Annotated in this window: 17 protein-coding genes, 2 tRNA genes and 3 other RNA genes; 13 read left to right on the top strand and 9 right to left on the bottom strand. The window is 49.9% G+C overall.

Annotated features, from left to right (window positions below):
* Positions 1-177: 177 nt before the first annotated feature.
* The 5 genes from SK34_RS01290 (at position 178) to narI (ending at position 8746) form a co-directional block, all read left to right on the top strand.
* Complete coding sequence (locus SK34_RS01290) at positions 178-1569, top strand: NarK family nitrate/nitrite MFS transporter (protein ID WP_003020752.1); 1392 nt, start codon at positions 178-180, stop codon at positions 1567-1569.
* A 514-nt stretch (positions 1570-2083) separates the two neighbouring features.
* The gene (locus SK34_RS01285) at positions 2084-5827 is read left to right on the top strand and encodes a nitrate reductase subunit alpha (RefSeq protein ID WP_003841311.1); all 3744 of its coding nucleotides are present in this window, start codon (positions 2084-2086) and stop codon (positions 5825-5827) included.
* A complete protein-coding gene (narH, locus tag SK34_RS01280) occupies positions 5824-7362 on the top strand; it encodes a nitrate reductase subunit beta (protein WP_048232140.1) in 1539 nt (512 codons plus the stop codon). The genes SK34_RS01285 and narH overlap by 4 nt, the downstream gene beginning before the upstream one ends.
* Positions 7359-8069: a nitrate reductase molybdenum cofactor assembly chaperone gene (narJ, locus tag SK34_RS01275; protein WP_003020745.1), complete on the top strand. Its 711-nt coding sequence runs from the start codon at positions 7359-7361 to the stop codon at positions 8067-8069. The genes narH and narJ overlap by 4 nt, the downstream gene beginning before the upstream one ends.
* Positions 8069-8746: a respiratory nitrate reductase subunit gamma gene (gene narI / locus SK34_RS01270; RefSeq protein ID WP_003020743.1), complete on the top strand. Its 678-nt coding sequence runs from the start codon at positions 8069-8071 to the stop codon at positions 8744-8746. Before narJ ends, narI begins: the two co-directional genes overlap by 1 nt.
* Positions 8747-8981: 235 nt before the next feature.
* Here the strand turns inward: narI and SK34_RS23300 are convergent.
* From SK34_RS23300 to SK34_RS01250, 7 genes are all read right to left on the bottom strand, one after another.
* Positions 8982-9113, bottom strand: a non-coding RNA gene (locus SK34_RS23300) — RtT sRNA.
* 44 nt (positions 9114-9157) lie between these two features.
* Positions 9158-9289, bottom strand: a non-coding RNA gene (locus tag SK34_RS23295) — RtT sRNA.
* A gap of 44 nt (positions 9290-9333) precedes the next feature.
* Positions 9334-9418: transfer RNA gene (locus tag SK34_RS01265), tRNA-Tyr, on the bottom strand.
* A gap of 36 nt (positions 9419-9454) precedes the next feature.
* Positions 9455-9586: non-coding RNA, RtT sRNA (locus SK34_RS23290), on the bottom strand.
* A gap of 44 nt (positions 9587-9630) precedes the next feature.
* Positions 9631-9715: transfer RNA gene (locus tag SK34_RS01260), tRNA-Tyr, on the bottom strand.
* 156 nt (positions 9716-9871) lie between these two features.
* Positions 9872-10714 (bottom strand): formyltetrahydrofolate deformylase, encoded by an 843-nt coding sequence (gene purU, locus SK34_RS01255; RefSeq protein WP_003020737.1) that lies wholly within the window; start codon positions 10712-10714, stop codon positions 9872-9874.
* 55 nt (positions 10715-10769) lie between these two features.
* A complete protein-coding gene (locus tag SK34_RS01250; protein ID WP_003020734.1) occupies positions 10770-11225 on the bottom strand; it encodes a YchJ family protein in 456 nt (151 codons plus the stop codon).
* A gap of 111 nt (positions 11226-11336) precedes the next feature.
* Here SK34_RS01250 and rssA point away from each other — a divergent pair, with 111 nt between their 5' ends.
* The 3 genes from rssA to galU all read left to right on the top strand — a co-directional run bounded on the left by rssA (position 11337) and on the right by galU (position 14465).
* On the top strand, positions 11337-12248 hold the full coding sequence (gene rssA / locus SK34_RS01245) for a patatin-like phospholipase RssA (protein ID WP_003020732.1): 912 nt from the start codon (positions 11337-11339) through the stop codon (positions 12246-12248).
* A 90-nt stretch (positions 12249-12338) separates the two neighbouring features.
* Complete coding sequence (gene rssB / locus SK34_RS01240; RefSeq protein WP_003841305.1) at positions 12339-13352, top strand: two-component system response regulator RssB; 1014 nt, start codon at positions 12339-12341, stop codon at positions 13350-13352.
* A gap of 204 nt (positions 13353-13556) precedes the next feature.
* Positions 13557-14465 carry a UTP--glucose-1-phosphate uridylyltransferase GalU gene (galU, locus tag SK34_RS01235; RefSeq protein ID WP_003020727.1) on the top strand — a complete coding sequence of 303 codons (909 nt, stop codon included), beginning with the start codon at positions 13557-13559 and terminating at the stop codon, positions 14463-14465.
* 136 nt (positions 14466-14601) lie between these two features.
* On the opposite strand, the gene hns is transcribed toward galU, so the two are convergent.
* Entirely contained in the window at positions 14602-15015 is a 414-nt protein-coding gene (gene hns / locus SK34_RS01230; protein WP_003020723.1) for a histone-like nucleoid-structuring protein H-NS, read from the bottom strand.
* Between the two features lie 610 nt (positions 15016-15625).
* On the opposite strand from hns, the gene tdk reads away from it, so the two are divergent.
* Complete coding sequence (gene tdk, locus SK34_RS01225; RefSeq protein ID WP_003020720.1) at positions 15626-16243, top strand: thymidine kinase; 618 nt, start codon at positions 15626-15628, stop codon at positions 16241-16243.
* 237 nt (positions 16244-16480) lie between these two features.
* On the opposite strand, the gene adhE is transcribed toward tdk, so the two are convergent.
* Positions 16481-19159: a bifunctional acetaldehyde-CoA/alcohol dehydrogenase gene (adhE, locus tag SK34_RS01220; RefSeq protein WP_003020717.1), complete on the bottom strand. Its 2679-nt coding sequence runs from the start codon at positions 19157-19159 to the stop codon at positions 16481-16483.
* A gap of 487 nt (positions 19160-19646) precedes the next feature.
* On the opposite strand from adhE, the gene ychE reads away from it, so the two are divergent.
* The 4 genes from ychE to oppC all read left to right on the top strand — a co-directional run bounded on the left by ychE (position 19647) and on the right by oppC (position 24663).
* The gene (gene ychE / locus SK34_RS01215; protein ID WP_003020714.1) at positions 19647-20294 is read left to right on the top strand and encodes an NAAT family transporter YchE; all 648 of its coding nucleotides are present in this window, start codon (positions 19647-19649) and stop codon (positions 20292-20294) included.
* A 771-nt stretch (positions 20295-21065) separates the two neighbouring features.
* Positions 21066-22697: an oligopeptide ABC transporter substrate-binding protein OppA gene (gene oppA / locus SK34_RS01210; protein WP_003844005.1), complete on the top strand. Its 1632-nt coding sequence runs from the start codon at positions 21066-21068 to the stop codon at positions 22695-22697.
* Positions 22698-22819: 122 nt separating this feature from the next.
* Positions 22820-23740, top strand: a complete 921-nt coding sequence (gene oppB / locus SK34_RS01205) for an oligopeptide ABC transporter permease OppB (RefSeq protein WP_003020708.1) — start codon at positions 22820-22822, stop codon at positions 23738-23740.
* Positions 23741-23754: 14 nt separating this feature from the next.
* The gene (gene oppC / locus SK34_RS01200) at positions 23755-24663 is read left to right on the top strand and encodes an oligopeptide ABC transporter permease OppC (RefSeq protein WP_003020701.1); all 909 of its coding nucleotides are present in this window, start codon (positions 23755-23757) and stop codon (positions 24661-24663) included.
* Positions 24664-24666: the final 3 nt, after the last annotated feature.

Below are 24666 nucleotides of genomic sequence, written 5' to 3'. Positions count from 1 at the left end.
GTAGGGGGCGACAGAAGCGTGAAAAACCACATCTTTTTTACCGAAGTTATGTACTCATTAAGGGTAATAATAAATTTTAGGCATGAATAATGACACCTTTTCCTTTGATTTATATCAACTTACCTCCAGCTGTAAACCCTAATGTTGCAGGCATCGAAACAAGTATCAGAGGTGTCTATGAGTCACTCATCTGCCCCGGAAAGGGCATCTGGAGCTGTAATTACCGAATGGCGGCCGGAAGATCCCGCCTTCTGGCAGCAGCGTGGTCAACGAATCGCCAGCCGTAACCTGTGGATTTCCGTCCCTTGTTTGCTGCTGGCGTTTTGCGTGTGGATGTTATTTAGCGCCGTGGCGGTGAACTTACCGAAAGTCGGATTTGATTTCACCACTGAACAACTGTTCATGCTGACGGCATTACCTTCGGTGTCCGGCGCGCTGCTGCGTGTTCCGTACTCCTTTATGGTCCCCCTGTTTGGTGGACGTCGCTGGACGGCATTTAGCACCGGCATCCTGATCATTCCTTGCGTATGGTTAGGTTTTGCGGTGCAGGATACCTCCACGCCGTTTAGTACCTTTATTATTATCTCCCTGCTGTGCGGCTTCGCTGGTGCGAACTTTGCGTCCAGTATGGCAAACATCAGCTTCTTCTTTCCAAAACAGAAACAGGGCGGCGCGCTGGGTCTGAACGGTGGCCTGGGCAACATGGGCGTCAGCGTGATGCAGTTGGTCGCGCCGCTGGTGGTTTCATTGTCAATCTTTGCCGCATTTGGTAGCCACGGGGTTGAACAACCGGATGGCACGCAGCTGTATCTGGCAAACGCTGCATGGATTTGGGTGCCGTTCCTCGCTATTTTCACGCTGGCCGCATGGTTCGGTATGAACGAACTGGCAACCTCCAAAGCCTCGCTGAAAGAGCAATTGCCGGTGCTGAAACGCGGGCATTTGTGGATTATGAGCCTGCTGTATCTGGCAACCTTCGGTTCCTTTATCGGTTTCTCTGCCGGTTTCGCGATGCTGTCAAAAACGCAGTTCCCAGAGGTGCAGATCCTGCATTACGCCTTCTTTGGCCCGTTCATTGGTGCGCTGGCGCGTTCTGCGGGCGGCGCAATCTCTGACCGTCTGGGCGGGACCCGCGTCACGTTGGTGAACTTCATTCTGATGGCTATTTTCAGTGCCTTATTGTTCCTGACGCTGCCATCAAACGGTGTCGGCGGCAACTTCATTGCCTTCTTCGCTGTGTTCCTGGCGTTGTTCCTGACGGCTGGTCTGGGGAGTGGTTCAACCTTCCAGATGATCTCTGTAATCTTTCGCAAACTGACGATGGACAGAGTGAAAGCTGAAGGTGGTTCAGAAGAGAAAGCGATGCGCGAGGCGGCAACCGATACGGCGGCAGCGTTGGGCTTTATCTCTGCTATTGGTGCGATCGGCGGCTTCTTTATCCCGAAAGCATTTGGCACGTCCCTGGCATTAACCGGTTCTCCGGTCGGTGCGATGAAAGTATTTCTGATCTTCTATGTCGCTTGTGTGGTTATCACCTGGGCGGTATACGGACGTCATTCTAAAAAGTAAAAAAGTGGTATACACAAAATCATTATAACTGCATCAAGGCGGCAAGTGAGAAATCCCCTGGAGCTAACAGAAGTAAGTGACTGGGGAGAACGAGCGCAGCCAACGCGAAGCAGTTTGAAGGATGAAGTGTAAGTTGATTATCCATTGCGCGGTGTTAGACCGCGCTTTTTTTTATCTGTAATTAGTTACAACATACTTTTGTATTGTGGCATGACAACAGCCTGTGAGAACGGCGAACGCAACATGCTAAGCAGGGGGGATACCCCTTAATACCCACTTATAAAGAATTTAACATTTGCATGATAATTGAATTATTAAAAATCATTTAAATTCAATTCATTACGTTAAATATCAATATCCCACTTTGGGGGTATGTAAAAACCAACCCTCATTTTTCATCCCTGCCTGCCTTGATCGTTATCAATTCTCACGCCCTTTCAGAGCGTTACCTTCGCTCTCAATCAAGCAATGTCGATTTATCAGAGAGCCGTCAGGCTCCTACAGGAGAAAACCGATGAGTAAATTCCTGGACCGGTTTCGCTACTTCAAGCAGAAGGGCGAAACCTTTGCCGATGGGCATGGCCAGCTTCTCAATACCAACAGGGACTGGGAGGACGGATACCGCCAGCGCTGGCAGCATGACAAAATCGTGCGTTCAACCCACGGGGTAAACTGCACTGGCTCATGCAGCTGGAAAATCTATGTGAAAAATGGTCTGGTGACCTGGGAAACCCAGCAAACCGATTATCCGCGTACCCGTCCGGACCTGCCAAACCACGAGCCTCGTGGTTGCCCTCGTGGTGCAAGCTATTCCTGGTATCTCTACAGCGCTAACCGTCTGAAATACCCGCTGATGCGCAAACGTCTGATGAAAATGTGGCGTGAAGCGAAAAGACTGCACAGCGATCCGGTAGACGCATGGGCCTCCATCATCGAAGACGCCGATAAAGCAAAAAGCTTCAAACAAGCGCGTGGTCGTGGTGGTTTTGTGCGTTCTTCCTGGCAGGAAGTGAATGAGCTGATTGCCGCTTCTAACGTTTACACCGTTAAAACCTACGGTCCTGACCGCGTGGCGGGCTTCTCGCCGATCCCTGCGATGTCGATGGTTTCCTACGCCTCCGGTGCACGATATCTGTCGCTGATTGGCGGCACCTGCCTGAGCTTCTACGATTGGTACTGTGACTTGCCGCCTGCGTCTCCGCAGACCTGGGGTGAGCAGACTGACGTTCCGGAATCTGCCGACTGGTATAACTCCAGTTACATTATCGCCTGGGGTTCAAACGTTCCGCAGACCCGTACCCCAGATGCGCACTTCTTCACGGAAGTTCGCTACAAAGGGACTAAAACGGTTGCCATCACCCCGGATTACGCTGAAATCGCTAAACTCTGCGATCTGTGGCTGGCTCCGAAGCAGGGTACCGATGCCGCAATGGCGCTGGCAATGGGCCACGTCATGCTACGCGAGTTCCACCTTGATAACCCGAGCCAATACTTCACCGACTACGTGCGTCGTTACACCGACTTCCCGATGCTGGTGATGCTCGAAGAGCGTGACGGGTATTATGCGGCGGGTCGTATGCTGCGTGCCGCCGATCTGGTTGACTCCCTGGGTCAGGAAAATAATCCCGAGTGGAAAACCGTTGCCATCAATACCGACGGCGAAATGGTTGCGCCAAACGGTTCAATTGGTTTCCGCTGGGGTGAAAAAGGTAAATGGAACCTTGAGCAGCGCGACGGCACGTCCGGTAACGAAACCGAACTGCAGCTCAGCCTGTTGGGCAGCCAGGACGACATCGCTGAAGTCGGCTTCCCGTATTTTGGCGGCGAAGGTACCGAGCACTTTAGCAAAGTTGAACTGGAAAATGTTCTGCTGCACAAACTGCCGGTAAAACGCCTGCAACTGGCAGATGGCTCTACTGCGCTGGTGACGACCGTTTACGATCTGACCATGGCCAACTACGGTCTGGAACGCGGTCTGAACGATGAAAACTGCGCCTCCAGCTACGACGATATCAAAGCGTATACCCCGGCATGGGCAGAGAAAATCACTGGCGTATCGCGCGCTCAGATCGTGCGTATTGCCCGTGAATTTGCCGATAACGCAGATAAAACGCACGGCCGCTCAATGATTATTGTTGGCGCGGGTCTGAACCACTGGTACCACCTCGATATGAACTATCGTGGTCTGATTAACATGCTGGTGTTCTGCGGCTGCGTCGGTCAGAGCGGCGGCGGCTGGGCGCACTACGTGGGCCAGGAAAAACTGCGTCCGCAGACCGGCTGGCAGCCGCTGGCGTTTGCCCTTGACTGGCAGCGTCCGGCGCGTCACATGAACAGTACGTCCTACTTCTATAACCACTCCAGCCAATGGCGCTATGAGACGGTTACGGCACAGGAACTGCTGTCCCCGATGGCAGACAAATCCCGCTACAGTGGCCATTTGATTGACTTTAACGTTCGCGCTGAACGTATGGGCTGGTTGCCATCTGCGCCGCAGTTAGGTACTAACCCGCTGTACATTGCGCGTGAGGCAGAAAAAGTCGGGATGACACCGGTGGATTACACCGTTAAATCTCTGAAGGAAGGTTCTATTCGCTTTGCGGCTGAACAACCAGAGAACGGTAAAAACCATCCGCGTAATCTGTTTATCTGGCGTTCTAACCTGCTCGGCTCTTCCGGTAAAGGCCACGAGTACATGCTGAAGTATCTGCTGGGTACTGAACATGGTATTCAGGGGCTGGATCTGGGTAAACAGGGGGGCGTGAAGCCAGAAGAAGTGGAATGGCAGGATAACGGACTGGACGGCAAGCTGGATCTGGTCGTTACCCTGGACTTCCGTCTATCGAGCACCTGTCTGTACTCCGACATCGTGCTGCCGACCGCTACCTGGTATGAAAAAGACGATATGAATACCTCGGATATGCATCCGTTTATTCACCCGTTGTCTGCCGCCGTTGATCCAGCTTGGGAATCGAAGAGCGACTGGGAAATCTACAAGGCTATCGCCAAGAAATTCTCTGAAGTTTGCGTGGGCCACCTTGGCAAAGAAACTGACGTAGTGACGCTGCCTATCCAGCACGACTCGGCCGCCGAACTGGCGCAGCCGTTGGATGTTAAAGACTGGAAGAAAGGCGAATGCGATCTGATTCCAGGGGTTACCGCGCCGCACATCATGACAGTTGAGCGTGATTACCCGGCAACCTACGAACGCTTCACGTCCATCGGCCCACTGATGGATAAAGTCGGGAACGGCGGGAAAGGGATTGCCTGGAACACCCAGAGCGAAATGGACCTGCTGCGTAAGCTCAACTACACCAAGGCTGAAGGCCCGGCAAAAGGCCAGCCGATGCTGAATACGGCGATTGATGCCGCTGAGATGATCCTCACCCTGGCACCGGAAACCAACGGTCAGGTGGCGGTGAAAGCCTGGGCTGCGCTGAGTGAATTTACCGGCCGTGACCATACGCATCTGGCGCTGAATAAAGAAGACGAGAAAATCCGCTTCCGCGATATTCAGGCGCAGCCGCGCAAAATTATCTCCAGCCCGACCTGGTCAGGACTGGAAGATGAACATGTTTCTTACAACGCCGGTTACACCAACGTTCACGAGCTGATCCCATGGCGTACGCTGACTGGTCGCCAGCAGCTGTATCAGGATCATCAGTGGATGCGAGACTTCGGTGAAAGCCTGCTGGTTTACCGCCCACCAATTGATACTCGTTCGGTGAAAGAGGTGATGGGCGAGAAATCAAATGGTAACCCAGAAAAAGCGCTCAACTTCCTGACGCCACACCAGAAGTGGGGTATCCACTCCACCTACAGCGATAACCTGCTGATGCTGACGTTAGGCCGCGGCGGTCCTATCGTGTGGATGAGCGAAGCGGATGCGAAAGATCTGGGTATCGAGGATAACGACTGGATCGAAGTCTTTAACAGTAACGGGGCACTCACCGCTCGTGCGGTTGTGAGTCAACGTGTCCCGGCCGGGATGACCATGATGTACCACGCCCAGGAACGTATTGTGAATATTCCGGGGTCGGAGATTACCGAGCAGCGCGGCGGGATCCATAACTCGGTGACCCGTATCACACCGAAACCGACGCACATGATTGGTGGTTATGCCCACCTGGCCTACGGCTTTAACTACTACGGCACCGTAGGTTCGAACCGTGATGAGTTCGTGGTGGTTCGTAAGATGAAGAACATTGACTGGTTGGATGGCGAAGGCAATGACCAGGTACAGGAGAGCGTAAAATGAAAATTCGTTCACAAGTCGGCATGGTGCTGAATCTCGATAAGTGCATCGGTTGCCACACCTGTTCAGTAACCTGTAAAAACGTCTGGACCAGCCGTGAAGGTGCAGAGTATGCCTGGTTTAACAACGTTGAAACCAAACCGGGCACCGGTTTCCCGACCGACTGGGAAGATCAGGAGAAATACAAAGGCGGTTGGATCCGTAAAATCAACGGCAAGCTGGTGCCGCGCATGGGTAACAAAGCGCTGCTGCTGGGTAAAATCTTCGCTAACCCGCATCTTCCGGGTCTGGATGATTACTACGAACCGTTTGACTTCGATTACCAGACTCTGCACAACACCCCGGCAGACAGCAAAGCGCAGCCGATTGCCCGTCCGCGCTCGCTGATCACCGGTCAGCGTATGGATAAAATCACCAAAGGTCCGAACTGGGAAGATGACCTCGGCGGTGAGTTCGAGAAGCTGGCGAAAGACAAAAATTTCGAGAACATGCAGAAGGCGATGTACGGTCAGTTCGAAAACACCTTCATGATGTATTTGCCGCGTCTGTGCGAGCACTGCCTTAATCCGGCGTGCGTGGCGACTTGCCCGAGCGGTGCCATTTACAAGCGTGAAGAAGATGGCATCGTGCTGATCGATCAGGACAAATGCCGCGGCTGGCGTATGTGCATCACCGGTTGCCCGTATAAAAAAATCTACTTCAACTGGAAGAGCGGTAAGTCAGAGAAGTGCATTTTCTGCTATCCACGTATCGAAGCCGGTCAGCCGACCGTGTGCTCCGAAACCTGCGTCGGTCGTATCCGTTACCTCGGCGTACTGCTGTATGACGCGGATGCGATTGAAAGCGCGGCAAGCACCGAGCATGAGAAAGATCTGTACCAGCGTCAACTGGACGTGTTCCTCGATCCGAACGATCCGGCTGTTATTGAACAGGCGCTGAAAGATGGTATTCCGCTGAGCGTTATCGATGCCGCACAGCAGTCTCCGGTTTATAAAATGGCGATGGACTGGAAGTTGGCGCTGCCGCTGCATCCGGAATACCGCACATTGCCGATGGTTTGGTACGTGCCGCCATTGTCACCGATTCAGTCTGCCGCCGATGCAGGCGAGCTGGGCAGCAACGGTATTCTGCCGGACGTTGACAGTCTGCGTATCCCGGTTCAGTACCTGGCGAACCTGCTGACCGCAGGCGATACTCAGCCGGTGCTGTTGGCGCTGAAACGTATGCTGGCAATGCGTCACTACAAACGTACGGAAACCGTTGACGGTAAAGTCGATACCCGTGCGCTGGAAGAGGTGGGCTTAAGCGAAGCGCAGGCACAGGAAATGTATCGTTATCTGGCGATCGCGAACTACGAAGATCGTTTCGTGGTACCGAGCAGCCATCGTGAACTGGCGCGTGAAGCGTTCCCGGAGAAAAGCGGTTGTGGCTTTACCTTCGGTGACGGTTGCCACGGTTCTGATACTAAATTCAATCTGTTCAACAGCCGCCGCATCGACGCTGTCGATGTGACCAGCAAAACGGAGCCGCACCAATGATTGAACTCGTCATTGTTTCGCGTTTGCTCGAGTACCCGGATGCTGCCCTGTGGCAGCATCAGCAGGAACTTTTCGATGCACTCGCGTCATCTGAGAACCTGGATAAAGAGGATGCCCAGACTCTGGGCGTTTTCCTGCGCGATCTAATCGCGCAAGACGTGCTGGATGTGCAGGCAAGTTACAGCGAACTGTTTGATCGTGGCCGTGCCACCTCGCTGCTGCTGTTTGAACATGTACACGGCGAATCCCGCGATCGCGGTCAGGCAATGGTTGACCTGATGGCACAGTATGAACAGCACGGTTTGCAGCTCGACAGCCGCGAACTTCCCGATCATCTGCCGTTGTATCTGGAATATCTTGCGCAACTGCCGAAAAGCGAAGCGCTAGGTGGCTTGCAGGATATCGCGCCGATCCTGGCTTTGCTCAGCGCTCGTTTGCAGCAGCGTGGAAGCCGTTATGCAGTACTGTTCGATTTGCTGTTAAAACTGGCGAATACCGTTATCGACAGCGATAAAGTGGCTGAAAAAATTGCGGATGAAGCCCGTGATGATACCCCACAAGCGCTGGATGCGGTCTGGGAAGAAGAGCAGGTAAAATTCTTCGCCGATCAGGGGTGTGGCGAGTCGGAAATCTCCGCTCACCAGCGTCGTTTTGCCGGGGCCGTTGCGCCGCAGTATCTGAATATCACCACCGGAGGACAGCACTAATGCACTTCCTGAATACGTTCTTCTTTGACATCTATCCGTACATCGCGGGTTCTGTCTTTCTGATCGGCAGTTGGCTGCGTTATGACTACGGGCAGTATACGTGGCGTGCGGCCTCCAGTCAGATGCTGGATCGCAAAGGGATGAACCTGGCGTCAAACCTGTTTCACATCGGGATCCTGGGGATTTTTGCCGGGCACTTCTTGGGTATGTTAACGCCGCACTGGATGTATGAAGCGTGGCTGCCGCTTGAAGTGAAACAAAAGATGGCGATGTTCGCGGGTGGCGCCAGCGGCGTAATGTGTCTGATTGGCGGTGTACTGCTGCTGAAACGTCGTTTGTTCAGCCCACGAGTGCGGGCCACCACCACCGGAGCGGATATTCTGATCCTCTCTCTGTTGGTTATCCAGTGTGCGCTGGGTCTGCTGACCATTCCGTTCTCCGCCCAGCATATGGACGGCAGCGAGATGATGAAGCTGGTGAACTGGGCGCAGACAGTGGTGACCTTCCATGGCGGAGCGTCTCAGTATCTGGATGGCGTCGCATTTATTTTCCGTGTGCACCTTGTGCTGGGTATGACGCTGTTCCTGTTGTTCCCATTCTCGCGTCTGGTACACATCTGGAGCGTCCCGGTCGAATATCTGACACGCAAATACCAGATTGTTCGTGCACGTCACTAATCGTATTTCTGTGAAAGATAAACCCTGCTTCGGCGGGGTTTTTTTATGACTGTTTGCCGGATGGCGGCGCAAGCGCCTTATCCAGCCTACGCAGGTTTAAGCGAGCGCCGTAGGCCTGCGTAGTGCATCAGGCAATTTGTGGGCATGTGTCGAGTTTGTAGGTCTGATAAGCACAGCGCATCAGGCAAATAAAGGGCATTGCAGATTGATTTTGTGTTGGTGCTTTATGAAGTGATGGTGGTGGGGGAAGGATTACTCAGCGCTGCGCGCTTCGCCCTTCGGGTCGTTGCCTGCGGCAACGCTTTCTCGCTAACGCTCGAATCGAACCTTGGTCAAAGCTTCTCATCCTTCCCGAATAGGAAGAATTTGGGGCATTGCAGATTGATTATGTGTTGGTGCTTTATGAAGTGATGGTGGTGGGGGAAGGATTACTCAGCGCTGCGCGCTTCGCCCTTCGGGTCGTTGCCTACGGCAACGCTTTCTCGCTAACGCTCGAATCGAACCTTGGTCGAAGCTTCTCATCCTTCCCGAATAGGAAGAATATGGGGCATTGCAGATTGATTATGTGTTGGTACTTTATGAAGTGATGGTGGTGGGGGAAGGATTCGAACCTTCGAAGTCGATGACGGCAGATTTACAGTCTGCTCCCTTTGGCCGCTCGGGAACCCCACCAGGGGTATACTAATTTTGTGAGTCTAAAAGAATGAATGGTGGTGGGGGAAGGATTATTCGTCGCTTCGCTCCTCACCCTTCGGGCCGTTGCCGTTGGCAACGTTCTCTCGCTTTCGCTCGAGTCGAACCTTAATCGAAGGTTCTCACCCTTCCCCGACAAGTGCAAACTTCTGTATTGCTCACCGGGATAACTACATCGCTGTAGTAAATAATGGTGGTGGGGGAAGGATTCGAACCTTCGAAGTCGATGACGGCAGATTTACAGTCTGCTCCCTTTGGCCGCTCGGGAACCCCACCACGGGGTAATGCTAATTACTGGCCTGCTTCCGTTGGAAGCGGGGCGCATCATATCAAATGATGCGCCCCTGTAAAGCATTCCGTTGATAAAAAAGAACTGGTTGCCTGATTTTTACACGCAAAGATGTAAAGGTAACCAATTAACTTATCAATCGATTACAGAATAATCGTTCGGTTACCGTAAACAAAGACGCGCTGAGCCAGAACCTGATACAGCGCACGGCTTAAAACATTTTTTTCAACGTCGCGACCCGCGCGCATCATATCTTCGGCAGTGTAGGTGTGATCAACATGGATCACGTCCTGCATAATGATTGGGCCTTCATCAAGGTTATCATTCACGTAGTGGGCCGTCGCGCCGATGATTTTTACGCCGCGCTCATAAGCTTGATGATACGGGCGAGCACCAATGAATGCTGGCAGGAATGAATGGTGAATATTGATAATTTTATTTGGAAAGCGTGAAACAAATGTCGGGGTCAGAACGCGCATGTATTTAGCCAACACGACATAGTCCGGCTGGTGGGCGTCGATAGCGTCAGCCATTTTCTGATCATGTTCGTCACGTGTTAAACCTTCATGGCTGACCAGCTCAAACGGAATATCAAACCGTTCAACCAGAGGACGCAACGTCTCGTGATTGCCGATCACCGCGGCGATTTCAACATCCAGCCCGCCATAATTGGCCTTCATTAACAGATCGCCCAGGCAATGCGCTTCCTTAGTGACCAAAATGACGATGCGGCGGCGGCCTGCTGGGGTTAATTCACGAATTGAGCCTTCAGGTAAGGCGCTGTCCAGATCGGCAAGCAGCGTGACGTCGTTAAAAATGCCCTCCAGTTCGGTGCGCATAAAGAAGCGTCCGGTGCGGTGGTCCACAAACTCATTGTTCTGCACGATGTTCAGTTCATGCTTGTAACAGATATTCGTAATGCGCGCGATCAGACCTTTTTGGTCCGGGCAAATAGTACGCAGCACTTTTCTTTGTAATGAATGCATTTGCAGCGGTGATCCTGTTGAGAATGTTTGCAAAATTGATACTGTCGGGCGTTGATTAGCCGCAGCACTTTTTAAATTTTTTACCGGAGCCACAAGGGCAGGTATCGTTTCGTCCAATTTGAGGGCGTGTACCGTCTATATAGTACCACTGACCGTTTTCTTTTAAAAAACGAGAGCGCTCGATAATTGCACCTGTTTTACCTTGTTCAGAAAACCGCGCGACAAAACTGACATAGCCGGTATTTTCTGTGTCTGCCGTCTCTTGTTCAAAAACGGTCAGTCCGAGCCATTCTGTATGACTAAATCCTGCGATAATGTCGTCGCGAAACGAGGCCGCATGACAATCTGGATGCCAGGTCCTGATAAGGTAATCTGCGTCTTTCATCACAAAAGCACAGTAACGAGAACGCATGAGGTGTGACGGCGTAGGTGCTACTTGCGCGCCGGACACATAACGGTAGCAACATAGGCTATACTCGACAGCGCTACCACAGGGACAAAGCTGAGACACAAAGTACTCCCTGGAATATAAAAACGGCGTAAAAACGCCAGAGTGGCACTATGTTAACTGAGCGGTAGCGATGTTGCTACGTCTGCAAGCCAGGGGAAGTTTGTACGTATAATGAGAAAAATAAAAATTGGGCTGGCGCTAGGTTCCGGCGCGGCGCGAGGTTGGTCGCATATTGGGGTTATTAAAGCCCTTAAGCATATGGGCATCGATGTTGATATCGTGGCAGGGTGCTCCATCGGTTCGCTGGTTGGCGCTGCCTACGCCTGCAATAAGTTACCTGCTCTTGAAAAGTGGGTATGTTCTTTCAGCTATTGGGATGTTTTACGGCTGATGGATCTCTCGTGGCGCAGGGGAGGTTTACTGCGCGGTGAACGGGTATTCAATCAGTACCGTAATGTCATGCCGGTAGAAGCAATTGAGCAATGCACACGCCGTTTCGCAACAGTTGCTACTAATCTGAGTACGGGGCGGGAGTTGTGGTTTACCGAAGGTGATTTGCATCTGGCTGTCCGAGCCTCCTGTAGTATTCCTGGTCTGATGTCTCCCGTGGCGCATAATGGTTACTGGCTGGTCGATGGCGCGGTGGTGAATCCCGTCCCTGTATCCCTGACTCGTGCGTTGGGGGCCGATATTGTTATCGCGGTCGACCTGCAACACGATGCTCATCTCATGCAACAAGATTTACTCTCCTTCAACGTCAATAGCGATGCCGAATCGGGTAATGATGCTGACGAGCTTTCATGGCATGCCCGTCTGAAAGAGCGATTGAGCAACATTACTGCCAGACGTGCGGTCACGGCACCGACAGCGATGGAGATCATGACGACGTCTATTCAGGTTCTGGAAAATCGTCTGAAACGTAACCGCATGGCCGGCGACCCTCCAGACATACTGATTCAGCCGTTTTGTCCACAAATATCCACGCTGGATTTTCACCGCGCCAGTGCAGCAATTGCTGCCGGGCAGTTGGCGGTCGAGAAGAAAATGGATGAACTTCTACCCCTGGTGAAAACCAACGTCTAACACATTTTTTATCAACACTTAAGCTAATTCTGACAGGCGTGAGTGGCAATAGCATGCCACTATTTATTAAAGCCAGTCAGGGGGGAGAATATGACGCAGCCATTGGTCGGAAAACAGATTCTTATCGTTGAGGATGAGCCGGTATTTCGCTCACTCATGGACTCATGGTTTTCCTCTTTGGGAGCGACAACGGCGGTGGCTGGCGACGGGCTTGAAGCACTTGAACTACTTGGACACTTCACGCCAGATCTGATGATTTGCGATCTGGCTATGCCAAGAATGAACGGCCTCAAACTGGTTGAGTATCTACGCAATCGTGGCGATCAGACCCCGATACTGGTGATTTCTGCGACGGAAAACATGTCCGACATAGCCAAAGCGCTACGACTCGGGGTGGATGATGTCCTATTGAAGCCGGTGAAAGACCTTAATCGCTTGAGAGAAACCGTCTTTGCATGTCTTTATCCCAACATGTTTAATTCACGCGTAGAAGAAGAAGAGCGGCTGTTTCGCGACTGGGATGCGATGGTGGACGATCCTGCCGCCGCCGCGAAGCTGCTAAAAGAATTACAGCCTCCAGTGTCGCAAGTGATTTCGCACTGCCGCATTAACTATCGACAATTGGTAGTAGCCGACCAACCGGGGCTGGTGCTGGATATTGCGCCGCTGTCGGATCATGACCTTGCATTCTATTGCCTTGATGTGACGCGGGCAGGGGATAATGGTGTTTTGGCTGCATTATTATTGCGGGCGCTATTTAATGGTTTACTGCAGGAGCAACTGACGCAACAAAATCAGCGGTTGCCGGAGTTAGGTACGTTATTGAAACAGGTAAATCATTTGTTGCGGCAAGCAAATTTACCAGGGCAGTTTCCCTTGCTGGTGGGGTATTACCACAGCGGATTAAAAAATCTGATTCTGGTATCTGCAGGGCTGAATGCGACATTAAATACAGGTTCCCACCAAGTGCAAATCAGCAATGGCGTTCCGCTGGGTACCTTAGGTAATACGTATCTTAATCAGTTGAGCCAACATTGTGAGTCATGGCAATGCCAAATATGGGGGGCGGGAGGGCGCCTGCGCTTGATGTTGTCTGCGGAATGAACAATTGAGAGGCGTGCAAATGAAATTGGTTCACCCTCCCTGTGCTGTGAGTGCTACTATCAGCGCCAGATTTATTCGTATTTATCTTAATTATACCGACGCGCGTCCTTTTCAGACCAGAAGTTTGTCGCTGTACTGATATACTCGGATGCGATACAGAATGATGAACACGTTCAATACATGAACAGTCCAGGAGAGTTTTAAATGGCTGCCCTTAATTCAAAAGTCAAAAAAGCCGTTATCCCAGTTGCGGGATTAGGAACCAGGATGTTACCGGCTACGAAAGCAATCCCGAAAGAGATGCTACCGTTGGTTGATAAGCCATTAATTCAGTACGTCGTAAACGAATGTATTGCTGCGGGCATCACTGAAATTGTACTTGTAACTCACTCGTCTAAAAATTCTATTGAAAACCACTTCGATACAAGCTTTGAACTTGAAGCGATGCTGGAAAAACGTGTAAAACGTCAGTTGCTGGAAGAAGTGCAATCTATTTGCCCGCCGCATGTGACTATTATGCAGGTGCGTCAGGGTCTGGCAAAAGGTCTGGGCCACGCAGTATTGTGCGCGCACCCTGTGGTTGGCGATGAACCGGTTGCTGTAATCCTGCCGGACGTAATTCTTGACGAATACGAATCTGATTTATCCCGCGACAACCTTGCCGAAATGATTCATCGTTTTGATGAAACAGGTAGCAGCCAGATTATGGTTGAACCGGTAGAAGATGTTACGGCTTATGGTGTTGTTGATTGTAAAGGCGTTGAATTATCCCCGGGCGAAAGCGTCCCGATGGTTGGCGTGGTTGAAAAACCAAAAGCTGATGTAGCGCCTTCTAATCTGGCCGTTGTGGGTCGTTACGTTCTTAGTGCCGATATCTGGCCTCTGCTGGCTAAAACCCCTCCGGGAGCGGGTGATGAAATTCAGCTGACAGATGCAATCGATATGCTGATTGAAAAAGAGACGGTTGAAGCTTATCACATGAAGGGCAAAAGCCATGACTGTGGTAATAAACTGGGCTATATGCAGGCGTTCGTCGAATATGGTATTCGCCATAATACTCTCGGCGCTGAATTTAAAGCCTGGCTGGAAGACGAGATGGGTATTAAGAAGTAACCTTCTGGCATTATCTGGTCAGAACGGCGCTGTATTAACAGCGCCATTTTTTTATACCTAATCCGGGTAAGGCTGAGCGAAGTACCAGTAAAAAAAATCCCGCCAATGGCGGGATTTTAAGCAAAGTATTTCTGAATTATTCCTTGATCAGGAAATCGTCCAGTTGTTTACCTTGCTCTTCCATCGCTTTTTTGATCACTGCCGGTGTACGACCCTGGCCAGTCCAGGTTTTAGTTTCACCGTTTTCGTCAACATAGCTATATTTAGCCGGACGTGCAGCGCGTTTAGCTTTGGTGCCAGATTTAACAGCAGCCATGCTATTCAGCAGTTCGTTCGGATCAATGCCGTCAGCGATCAGCATTTCACGATATTGTTGCAGTTTACGAGTGCGTTCTTCAACTTCAGCCGCAGCAGCGCTTTCTTCTTCGCGACGCTCGCTAACTACAACTTCTAATTTTTCCAGCATTTCCTCAAGCGTTTCCAGAGTGCATTCTCTTGCCTGCGCACGAAGAGTACGGATGTTGTTCAGAATTTTAAGTGCTTCGCTCATTGTAGTAATCTCAAACTTATATTGGGGTGGTTTGTTGAGCTAATAATAGAGCGATAAATTCAGTTGTGCAATAGCCAGGAATGTAAGGAATTCAAAATTGCGCTTTATTTAGTAACAGAATTAATTCCCCTGTCTTAAATTCCCCATGATGTTGGGCATAAAAAAGGCTTATTGGCGAGGGGGCTTCTCAGCAGCTGAGAGTAAAAATTCAAGATTCAGGTCACATTTTATGGTGTACAAATAGTATCTCTTTGCAGTGATTTCAACCTTTTGTATTAGTTTTGCTTACGTGAATTCGCTAATACAAGGTGAGAGTGGGTAGATTCAATAACAATATGGGAAGGGTTTCTTTATTGCCGTATGATGATAAGTGACATTGATAAATTTCATGAGCACTATTTGTGAAAGAGAGTGTATATACGCGTCCGAGCTTGGGCTGTATGGTCGATGGTTGTATGCTCTCTCACAACCTGCTACTGAAATTCAGGCGGCACTGAGCGGGCTTGCCCGCGCATTTATACGCCTTTGGGCGCAACGCTACACCGACACTTTCATGAAATATGATACAATCCCGCGCATATTTATTTCCCCATGTGAGGGCCTTCGGTCAATGGCACAGCTATATTTTTACTATTCTGCAATGAATGCCGGTAAGTCGACTGCATTGCTGCAATCTTCGTACAATTATCAGGAACGTGGGATGCGTGCTGTTGTATATACAGCGGAAATTGATGACCGTTTTGGTGCTGGAAAAGTAAGTTCACGTATAGGTCTGTCGTCGCCTGCAAAATTGTTTAACCAAAATTCATCATTGTACGAAGAGATTCGTGCTGAAAATGAGCAGCAAAGAATTCACTGTGTACTGGTTGATGAGTCACAGTTTCTGACTCGACAACAGGTTTATGAATTATCTGAAGTTGTCGATCGGCTAGATATTCCCGTGTTGTGCTATGGCTTACGCACAGATTTCCGTGGTGAATTATTTGGCGGCAGCGAATACCTGCTTGCGTGGTCTGATAAGCTCGTTGAATTAAAAACCATTTGTTTCTGTGGGCGTAAGGCCAGCATGGTTTTACGTCTTGATCAGTCTGGAAGGCCCTATAACGAGGGCGAGCAGGTGGTTATTGGCGGGAATGAACGCTATGTGTCGGTATGCCGTAAACACTACAAACAGGCGCAGTCTGAGGGCTCTCTGACGGCGATACAAGAACGACACAGCCACGATTAACCCTGCAGGCTTCTGAGCGCTTATAAATACAGGGTAGGCCGGGACATTCGTCAATGTCCTCTACCCTGTCAGACTCTCTTCTGACGGCTATTCTCACATCTTCCTGAATACATCTCTTACCGTGCCATTCTATTCACATGGTTAAATTGGGGATCACTCAATTTTCATAACACAAGACGAAAATAAACGGTCCCAACTGGGACCGTTTATGGTGAAACTAAAACTTATCTGAGAAAATTAAGCGGATTTCTTCGCTTTCTTTTCTGCTTTCGGTGCAGCTACTGCTTCAGTCTTAGCGGTGGTCTGGCCTTCGCTGTACTCACGACCGTAGTATGTATCCAGCAGGATCTGTTTCAGTTCAGCAATTAGCGGGTAACGTGGGTTTGCACCAGTACACTGGTCATCAAACGCATCTTCAGACAGTTTGTCCACGTGTGCCAGGAAGTCAGCTTCCTGAACGCCAGCTTCACGGATAGACTTAGGAATACCCAGCTCAGCTTTGATTTCTTCCAGCCAGCCCAGCAGTTTCTGGATTTTCGCGGCAGTACGGTCGCCCGGTGCGCTCAGACCCAGATGGTCTGCGATTTCAGCGTAGCGACGGCGTGCCTGCGGACGGTCGTACTGGCTGAATGCAGTCTGTTTAGTCGGGTTGTCGTTCGCGTTATAACGAATAACGTTGCTGATCAGCAGGGCGTTCGCCAGACCGTGAGGAATGTGGAACTGAGAACCCAGTTTGTGCGCCATTGAGTGACATACACCCAGGAAGGCGTTAGCAAACGCGATACCGGCGATGGTTGCTGCACTGTGTACACGCTCACGTGCTACCGGGTTCTTAGAACCTTCATGGTAGGACGCCGGCAGGTTTTCTTTCAGCAGTTTCAGCGCTTGCAGAGCCTGACCGTCGGAGAACTCAGAAGCCAGTACGGAAACGTAAGCTTCCAGAGCGTGAGTTACGGCATCGAGACCACCGAACGCACACAGGGACTTCGGCATATCCATCACCAGGTTGGCGTCAACAATCGCCATATCCGGAGTCAGCGCATAGTCTGCCAGCGGGTATTTCTGCCCAGTTGCATCGTCAGTAACAACCGCAAACGGAGTCACTTCAGAACCGGTACCGGAAGTGGTGGTGACGGCGACCATCTTCGCTTTCACACCCATTTTCGGGAACTTGTAGATACGTTTACGGATGTCCATAAAGCGCAGCGCCAGTTCTTCGAAGTGAGTTTCCGGGTGCTCGTACATAACCCACATGATTTTCGCGGCGTCCATCGGGGAACCGCCGCCCAACGCGATGATTACGTCTGGTTTGAAGGAGTTAGCCAGCTCAGCACCTTTGCGAACGACGGTCAGAGTCGGGTCAGCTTCAACTTCAAAGAACACTTCGGTTTCAACGCCAGCAGCTTTCAGAACGGAGGTGATCTGGTCTGCATAACCGTTGTTGAACAGGAAGCGGTCGGTCACGATCAGCGCACGTTTGTGACCATCGGTAATCACTTCATCCAGTGCGATTGGCAGAGAGCCACGACGGAAGTAGATAGATTTCGGAAGTTTGTGCCACAACATGTTTTCAGCTCGCTTAGCAACGGTTTTCTTGTTGATCAGGTGTTTAGGACCAACGTTTTCAGAGATGGAGTTACCACCCCAGGAACCACAACCCAGAGTCAGGGAAGGTGCGAGTTTGAAGTTGTACAGGTCACCGATACCACCCTGAGAAGCTGGGGTGTTGATCAGGATACGTGCGGTTTTCATCATCTGGCCGAAGTAAGCAACACGTTCTGGCTGGTTGTCCTGGTCAGTGTACAGGCAAGAGGTATGACCGATACCGCCCATCGCAACCAGTTTTTCAGCTTTAATGACTGCGTCTTCGAAGTCCTTCGCACGGTACATTGCCAGTGTCGGAGACAGTTTTTCATGCGCAAACGGTTCGCTTTCATCGACAACCGTCACTTCACCGATCAGAATCTTAGTGGTTTCTGGTACGGAGAAGCCTGCCAGTTCAGCAATCTTGTATGCTGGCTGACCAACGATAGCTGCGTTCAGCGCGCCATTTTTCAGGATAACGTCCTGGACTGCTTTCAACTCTTTGCCCTGCAGCATGTAGCCGCCGTGAGTCGCAAAACGCTCACGTACTGCATCATATACAGAGTCAACCACGACGACAGACTGCTCAGAAGCACAGATTACGCCGTTATCGAAGGTTTTAGACATCAGAACAGATGCAACAGCACGTTTGATATCAGCGGTTTCGTCGATAACAACAGGGGTGTTACCTGCGCCTACGCCGATAGCCGGTTTACCGGAGCTGTATGCCGCTTTAACCATGCCTGGACCACCGGTCGCAAGGATCAGGTTGATGTCCGGGTGGTGCATCAGCGCATTAGACAGTTCAACGGAAGGTTGATCGATCCAGCCGATCAGATCTTTCGGTGCGCCAGCAGCGATTGCTGCTTGCAGAACGATGTCTGCTGCTTTGTTAGTTGCATCTTTTGCACGCGGATGCGGAGAGAAGATGATGGCGTTACGGGTCTTCAGGCTGATCAGTGATTTGAAGATCGCAGTAGAAGTTGGGTTAGTGGTTGGAACGATACCACAGATGATACCAATTGGTTCCGCAATGGTAATGGTACCGAAAGTGTCGTCTTCAGACAGCACACCACAGGTTTTTTCATCTTTGTAAGCGTTGTAAATGTATTCAGAAGCAAAGTGGTTTTTGATCACTTTATCTTCGACAATACCCATGCCGGATTCGGCAACGGCCATTTTCGCGAGAGGGATTCGAGCGTCTGCGGCAGCCAGAGCGGCGGCACGGAAGATTTTGTCAACCTGTTCTTGAGTGAAACTGGCATATTCACGCTGGGCTTTTTTTACGCGCTCTACAAGTGCGTTAAGTTCAGCGACATTAGTAACAGCCATGATGCTCTCCTGATAATGTTAAACTTTTTTAGTAAATCATCTGCTCGATACGAGAGTATAGACAGACCGACGAAAATTTGTGTAACGGTTTGAAAATCAAACGGTTAATTAACGTCCACTTTACTTTGATTTACTAAAAGAGCTTATACGCTAGTGCCAGTTAACTCTAACGCGTTACCTCCAGGTGGCGTAAGCAAGATTACTCACTTCTGAGTAGTAATTGCGTGATCTGGATCAAAAATTCGCAAAGCTGACACCTTTCAGCAGGCCCTTTTAGCGTTTCTCGTCAAGTGTTAATAAATTGACGTAATGAATGCTAATAACGTTAGCATAATTAATACATATTAATAACACTGAGTATTGGTAGCGTATTTACGTAGATATACGAAGATAGAAGGTGAAGTATGCTGACAAAAGGCGTATCTTCAGCGCGGATTTTATCAATTTTTATGACTCATTTTATCCGGCTAACGCTTCGGAGCTAACCGTGATCCAAACGCTATTTGATTTTCCTGTCTATTTTAAATTTTTCATTGGGTTATTTGCGTTAGTCAACCCGGTAGGGATCATCCCTGTCTTTATCAGTATGACCAGTTATCAAACTGCTGCAGCGCGAAACAAAACCAACCTTACGGCAAACCTGTCAGTCGCTATCATTCTGTGGACTTCGCTGTTTCTTGGTGATGGTATTCTGCAACTTTTCGGTATCTCAATAGATTCGTTCAGGATTGCCGGCGGCATTCTGGTTGTGACTATCGCGATGTCAATGATTAGCGGAAAACTAGGGGAAGATAAACAAAACAAACAGGAAAAATCAGAAACCGCAATCCGTGAGAGTATCGGCGTTGTACCGTTGGCATTGCCGTTGATGGCGGGACCGGGGGCGATAAGCTCAACTATTGTTTGGGGTACGCGATATCACAGTGCGATTAACCTGTTTGGCTTTTTTGTCGCGATTGCGCTGTTTGCCCTGTGCTGCTGGGGGCTGTTTCGCATGGCGCCATGGCTGGTACGACTGTTGGGACAAACTGGCATCAACGTCATTACGCGTATTATGGGGCTACTGTTAATGGCCTTGGGTATCGAATTCATTGTTACAGGTATCAAATCCATTTTCCCAGGTTTGCTGGCCTGATATCTCTCTTCTGTACAAACGGAGTCGGTCCCGGCTCCGTTTCCTTTCATTATCAGTAAAACTTCTCACTAAAGTTGAAAATCAGCATAGTGATAATAAAAAATGCTGATGGTTATTCATTTGTTTATTCATTGATTTTATGAATGTAACACTCATCCATCTGCCAGAGAGAGCCTGATATCGCTGTTATTTAATTAACATCATACTCTGGGGCTTGCTGTAGGATTATCGAAATGTTATTAGTTATTTCAGCGTTTTTTTCAGTTGAATGTGCTAATTAATAACCAATTGTTAAATTTATGTGCATTTTGACGTGGTGTTGACACCTGACAGGGTAGTTAACACCTGGCTTGATGTAATTTATTGTTTTTCATGGGTTTATTATAGAAAACCTTCATTCGTAAGACTTTCTTTGTGAGATTTATTTCCAATAAAAGAGAATTGGTTAACAAATTTGTAAAATGTATTGGCGGTTAAGAAACGCATTTGATACTTTCCGGCCAGGTATTATGCAGAAGAATTCACGTTGATGAGAATCATTTGCAGTTAGTTTCTCTCAACAGGGTAATAGCGTGTTTCCGGCAGGGGAGGCACGTAGATAATCGACGTAAGGCAGTCATACGAACCGCCAGAATAAATAAAGTCGGTGATAGCAAGCAGTAAAACAAAAAACGACCTGACGGCAGAAAATCTCCGGTGCCGTACAGTGATCCTGACAGGATTAACAGTCTGGTTAAAAAACCAGCCATAATAATGAGGGAGTACAACACAATGACTAACATCACTAAAAAAAGTTTAGTAGCTGCGGGGATCTTAACTGCGCTAGTCGCTGGAAATGTTGCCACGGCGGCAGTAGTGCCAGCGGGTGTGCAGCTTGCTGAAAAGCAGACTCTGGTGCGTAATAACGGTTCGGAAGTGCAGTCACTCGATCCCCACAAAATCGAAGGTGTACCTGAATCCAACATTAACCGTGACCTGTTTGAAGGTTTATTAATCAGTGATGTCGATGGCAAACCATCGCCTGGCGTGGCTGAAAAATGGGAAAATAAAGATTTTAAAGTCTGGACATTCCATCTGCGTAAAGATGCTAAGTGGTCTGACGGCACGCCTGTTACCGCGCAAGATTTCGTGTATAGCTGGCAACGTTTGGCTAATCCAAATACTGCATCACCGTACGCCAGTTATTTGCAGTACGGTCATATCGTCAATATTGATGATATTATCGCCGGTAAAAAACCGATCACCGATCTCGGTGTAAAAGCTCTCGACGATCATACTTTTGAAGTCACCCTCAGCGAACCTGTTCCTTATTTCTACAAACTTCTTGTGCACTCTTCCGTTTCACCGGTTCCTAGAGCTGCTGTTGAAAAATTCGGAGAGAAGTGGACCCAGCCCGCTAACATCATTACTAACGGTGCGTATAAACTGAAAGACTGGGTTGTGAACGAGCGCATTGTGCTTGAGCGTAATACCAACTATTGGGACAACGCCAAAACGGTTATTAACCAGGTAACCTACCTGCCTATTTCTTCTGAAGTGACTGACGTTAACCGCTATCGCAGCGGTGAAATCGACATGACCTATAACAACATGCCGATTGAGTTATTCCAGAAACTGAAAAAAGAGATCCCGAACGAAGTCCACGTTGACCCGTATCTGTGCACCTATTATTACGAAATCAATAACCAGAAAGCACCGTTCAACGATGTTCGTGTTCGTACCGCCCTGAAGCTGGCGTTGGATCGTGACATTATCGTCAATAAAGTGAAAAACCAGGGTGACCTGCCGGCGTATAGCTTTACTCCTCCATACACCGATGGCGCGAAACTGGTTGAGCCAGAGTGGTTCAAGTGGTCTCAGGAAAAGCGTAATGAAGAAGCGAAGAAACTGCTGGCTGAGGCCGGATATACCGCTGAGAAACCGCTGACCTTTGACCTGCTGTATAACACTTCAGACCTGCATAAGAAGCTGGCTATTGCCGCGGCATCTATCTGGAAGAAAAATCTGGGTGCTAATGTGAAGCTGGAAAACCAGGAATGGAAAACGTTCCTCGATACGCGCCATCAGGGCAACTATGATGTTTCACGTGCGGGCTGGTGTGCGGACTATAACGAACCGACGTCCTTCCTGAATATGGTGCTGTCCGACAGCTCGAATAATACCGTCCACTATAAGAGCCCGGCATTTGATAAGCTGATTGCGGATACGCTGAAAGTGACTGATGAAGCGCAGCGCAGCGAACTGTATTCGAAAGCGGAACAGCAGCTGGATAAAGATTCTGCGATTGTACCGGTTTATTACTATGTCAATGCCCGCCTGGTGAAACCATGGGTTGGCGGATACTCCGGTAAAGACCCGATGGATAATATCCACGTTAAAGACTTGTATATTATCAAGCATTAATGGCAAGACGTGGGGCAATCATTTTTGCCCCACAGTGTCTTTTTTCTTCGAACTATTAATACCGCTTTACCTGAACGTCGGGGTTAAAGAGGTATAAAGGCACACGCCAGAAGGTACGGGCAATGTTAAAATTCATATTACGTCGCTGTCTGGAAGCGATTCCGACGCTGTTTATTCTTATTACGATTTCATTCTTTATGATGCGCCTTGCGCCCGGAAGCCCATTCACCGGGGAACGCGCGTTACCGCCAGAGGTGCTGGCGAATATTGAAGCGAAATATCATCTTAACGATCCTATCTCGACGCAGTATTTCAGCTATCTGAAACAGCTGGCGCATGGCGATTTTGGACCATCCTTTAAATATAAAGACTACACGGTTAACGACCTCGTTGCTTCGAGTTTTCCGGTTTCTGCGAAGCTGGGTGCGGCAGCCTTTATTCTGGCGGTACTCGTCGGCGTTAGCGCCGGGGTGATAGCCGCGCTGAAGCAAAATACACGTTGGGATTACACGGTGATGGGGGTGGCAATGACTGGGGTAGTTATCCCCAGTTTCGTGGTCGCTCCCTTATTGGTCATGATATTTGCCATAACTTTGAAATGGCTGCCCGGCGGGGGCTGGAACGGTGGGGCGTTGAAATTTATGATCCTGCCAATGGTGGCCTTGTCACTGGCCTACATCGCCAGTATCGCTCGTATTACTCGCGGTTCGATGATTGAAGTGCTGCACTCTAACTTTATTCGTACCGCGCGCGCCAAAGGGCTGCCGATGCGGCGGATTATTTTCCGCCATGCGTTAAAACCTGCGCTGTTGCCAGTGCTGTCCTATATGGGACCGGCATTTGTCGGCATTATCACTGGTTCGATGGTTATTGAAACCATCTATGGTTTACCTGGCATTGGTCAGTTGTTCGTCAATGGCGCGTTAAACCGCGACTATTCGCTGGTTCTGAGTCTGACCATACTGGTGGGTACTCTGACCATCGTGTTTAACGCGATTGTCGATGTGCTTTATGCCGTTATCGACCCGAAAATTCGTTACTGATACTGGAGCTCGCTATGATGTTAAGTAAGAAAAACAGCGAAGCGCTGGAGAATTTCAGTGAAAAGCTGGAGGTCGAAGGCCGCAGCCTGTGGCAGGACGCGCGTCGACGCTTTATGCATAACCGAGCTGCGGTAGCAAGCCTGGTGGTGCTGGTAATTATTGCGCTGTTCGTGACGCTCGCGCCGATGCTGTCGCAGTTTACCTACTTCGATACTGACTGGGGCATGATGTCCAGCGCGCCGGATACGGAATCAGGCCACTATTTCGGTACTGACTCGTCGGGACGTGACCTGTTGGTACGCGTGGCGATTGGCGGGCGCATCTCGCTAATGGTCGGCATTGCGGCGGCGTTGGTCGCGGTTGTTGTCGGTACACTGTACGGTTCTCTGTCGGGCTACCTCGGCGGAAAAATCGACTCGGTGATGATGCGTCTGCTGGAAATTCTCAACTCCTTCCCGTTCATGTTCTTTGTGATCCTGCTGGTCACCTTCTTTGGGCAAAATATCCTGCTGATTTTTGTCGCTATCGGGATGGTCTCCTGGCTGGATATGGCGCGTATCGTGCGTGGACAAACGCTGAGCCTCAAGCGCAAAGAGTTTATTGAAGCGGCGCAAGTGGGTGGGGTGTCTACCGTGCGTATCGTTATCCGCCATATTGTGCCGAACGTGCTGGGTGTGGTGGTGGTATACGCTTCATTGCTGGTGCCGAGCATGATCCTGTTTGAATCCTTCCTGAGCTTTTTGGGATTAGGTACGCAGGAGCCGTTAAGTAGCTGGGGCGCTCTGCTCAGTGATGGTGCCAACTCAATGGAAGTCTCACCATGGCTGCTGCTGTTTCCGGCAGGTTTCCTGGTGGTCACTTTGTTCTGTTTTAACTTTATTGGCGATGGCTTGCGTGATGCCCTCGACCCGAAAGACCGTTAAGGA

The sequence above is a fragment of the Citrobacter sp. MGH104 genome, assembly GCF_001034485.1.
GTDB lineage: Bacteria > Pseudomonadota > Gammaproteobacteria > Enterobacterales > Enterobacteriaceae > Citrobacter > Citrobacter freundii.
The sequence above is the reverse complement of the archived record's forward strand: the minus strand, read 5'-3'. Positions and strand labels throughout refer to the sequence as shown.

Coding starts and splice junctions, on each gene's coding strand:
- SK34_RS01290 (WP_003020752.1), top strand. CDS start 178: ATGAGTCACTCATCTGCCCCGGAAAGGGCATCTGGAGCTGTAATTACC.
- SK34_RS01285 (WP_003841311.1), top strand. CDS start 2,084: ATGAGTAAATTCCTGGACCGGTTTCGCTACTTCAAGCAGAAGGGCGAA.
- narH (WP_048232140.1), top strand. CDS start 5,824: ATGAAAATTCGTTCACAAGTCGGCATGGTGCTGAATCTCGATAAGTGC.
- narJ (WP_003020745.1), top strand. CDS start 7,359: ATGATTGAACTCGTCATTGTTTCGCGTTTGCTCGAGTACCCGGATGCT.
- narI (WP_003020743.1), top strand. CDS start 8,069: ATGCACTTCCTGAATACGTTCTTCTTTGACATCTATCCGTACATCGCG.
- purU (WP_003020737.1), bottom strand. CDS start 10,714: ATGCATTCATTACAAAGAAAAGTGCTGCGTACTATTTGCCCGGACCAA.
- rssA (WP_003020732.1), top strand. CDS start 11,337: ATGAGAAAAATAAAAATTGGGCTGGCGCTAGGTTCCGGCGCGGCGCGA.
- rssB (WP_003841305.1), top strand. CDS start 12,339: ATGACGCAGCCATTGGTCGGAAAACAGATTCTTATCGTTGAGGATGAG.
- galU (WP_003020727.1), top strand. CDS start 13,557: ATGGCTGCCCTTAATTCAAAAGTCAAAAAAGCCGTTATCCCAGTTGCG.
- hns (WP_003020723.1), bottom strand. CDS start 15,015: ATGAGCGAAGCACTTAAAATTCTGAACAACATCCGTACTCTTCGTGCG.
- tdk (WP_003020720.1), top strand. CDS start 15,626: ATGGCACAGCTATATTTTTACTATTCTGCAATGAATGCCGGTAAGTCG.
- adhE (WP_003020717.1), bottom strand. CDS start 19,159: ATGGCTGTTACTAATGTCGCTGAACTTAACGCACTTGTAGAGCGCGTA.
- oppA (WP_003844005.1), top strand. CDS start 21,066: ATGACTAACATCACTAAAAAAAGTTTAGTAGCTGCGGGGATCTTAACT.
- oppB (WP_003020708.1), top strand. CDS start 22,820: ATGTTAAAATTCATATTACGTCGCTGTCTGGAAGCGATTCCGACGCTG.
- oppC (WP_003020701.1), top strand. CDS start 23,755: ATGATGTTAAGTAAGAAAAACAGCGAAGCGCTGGAGAATTTCAGTGAA.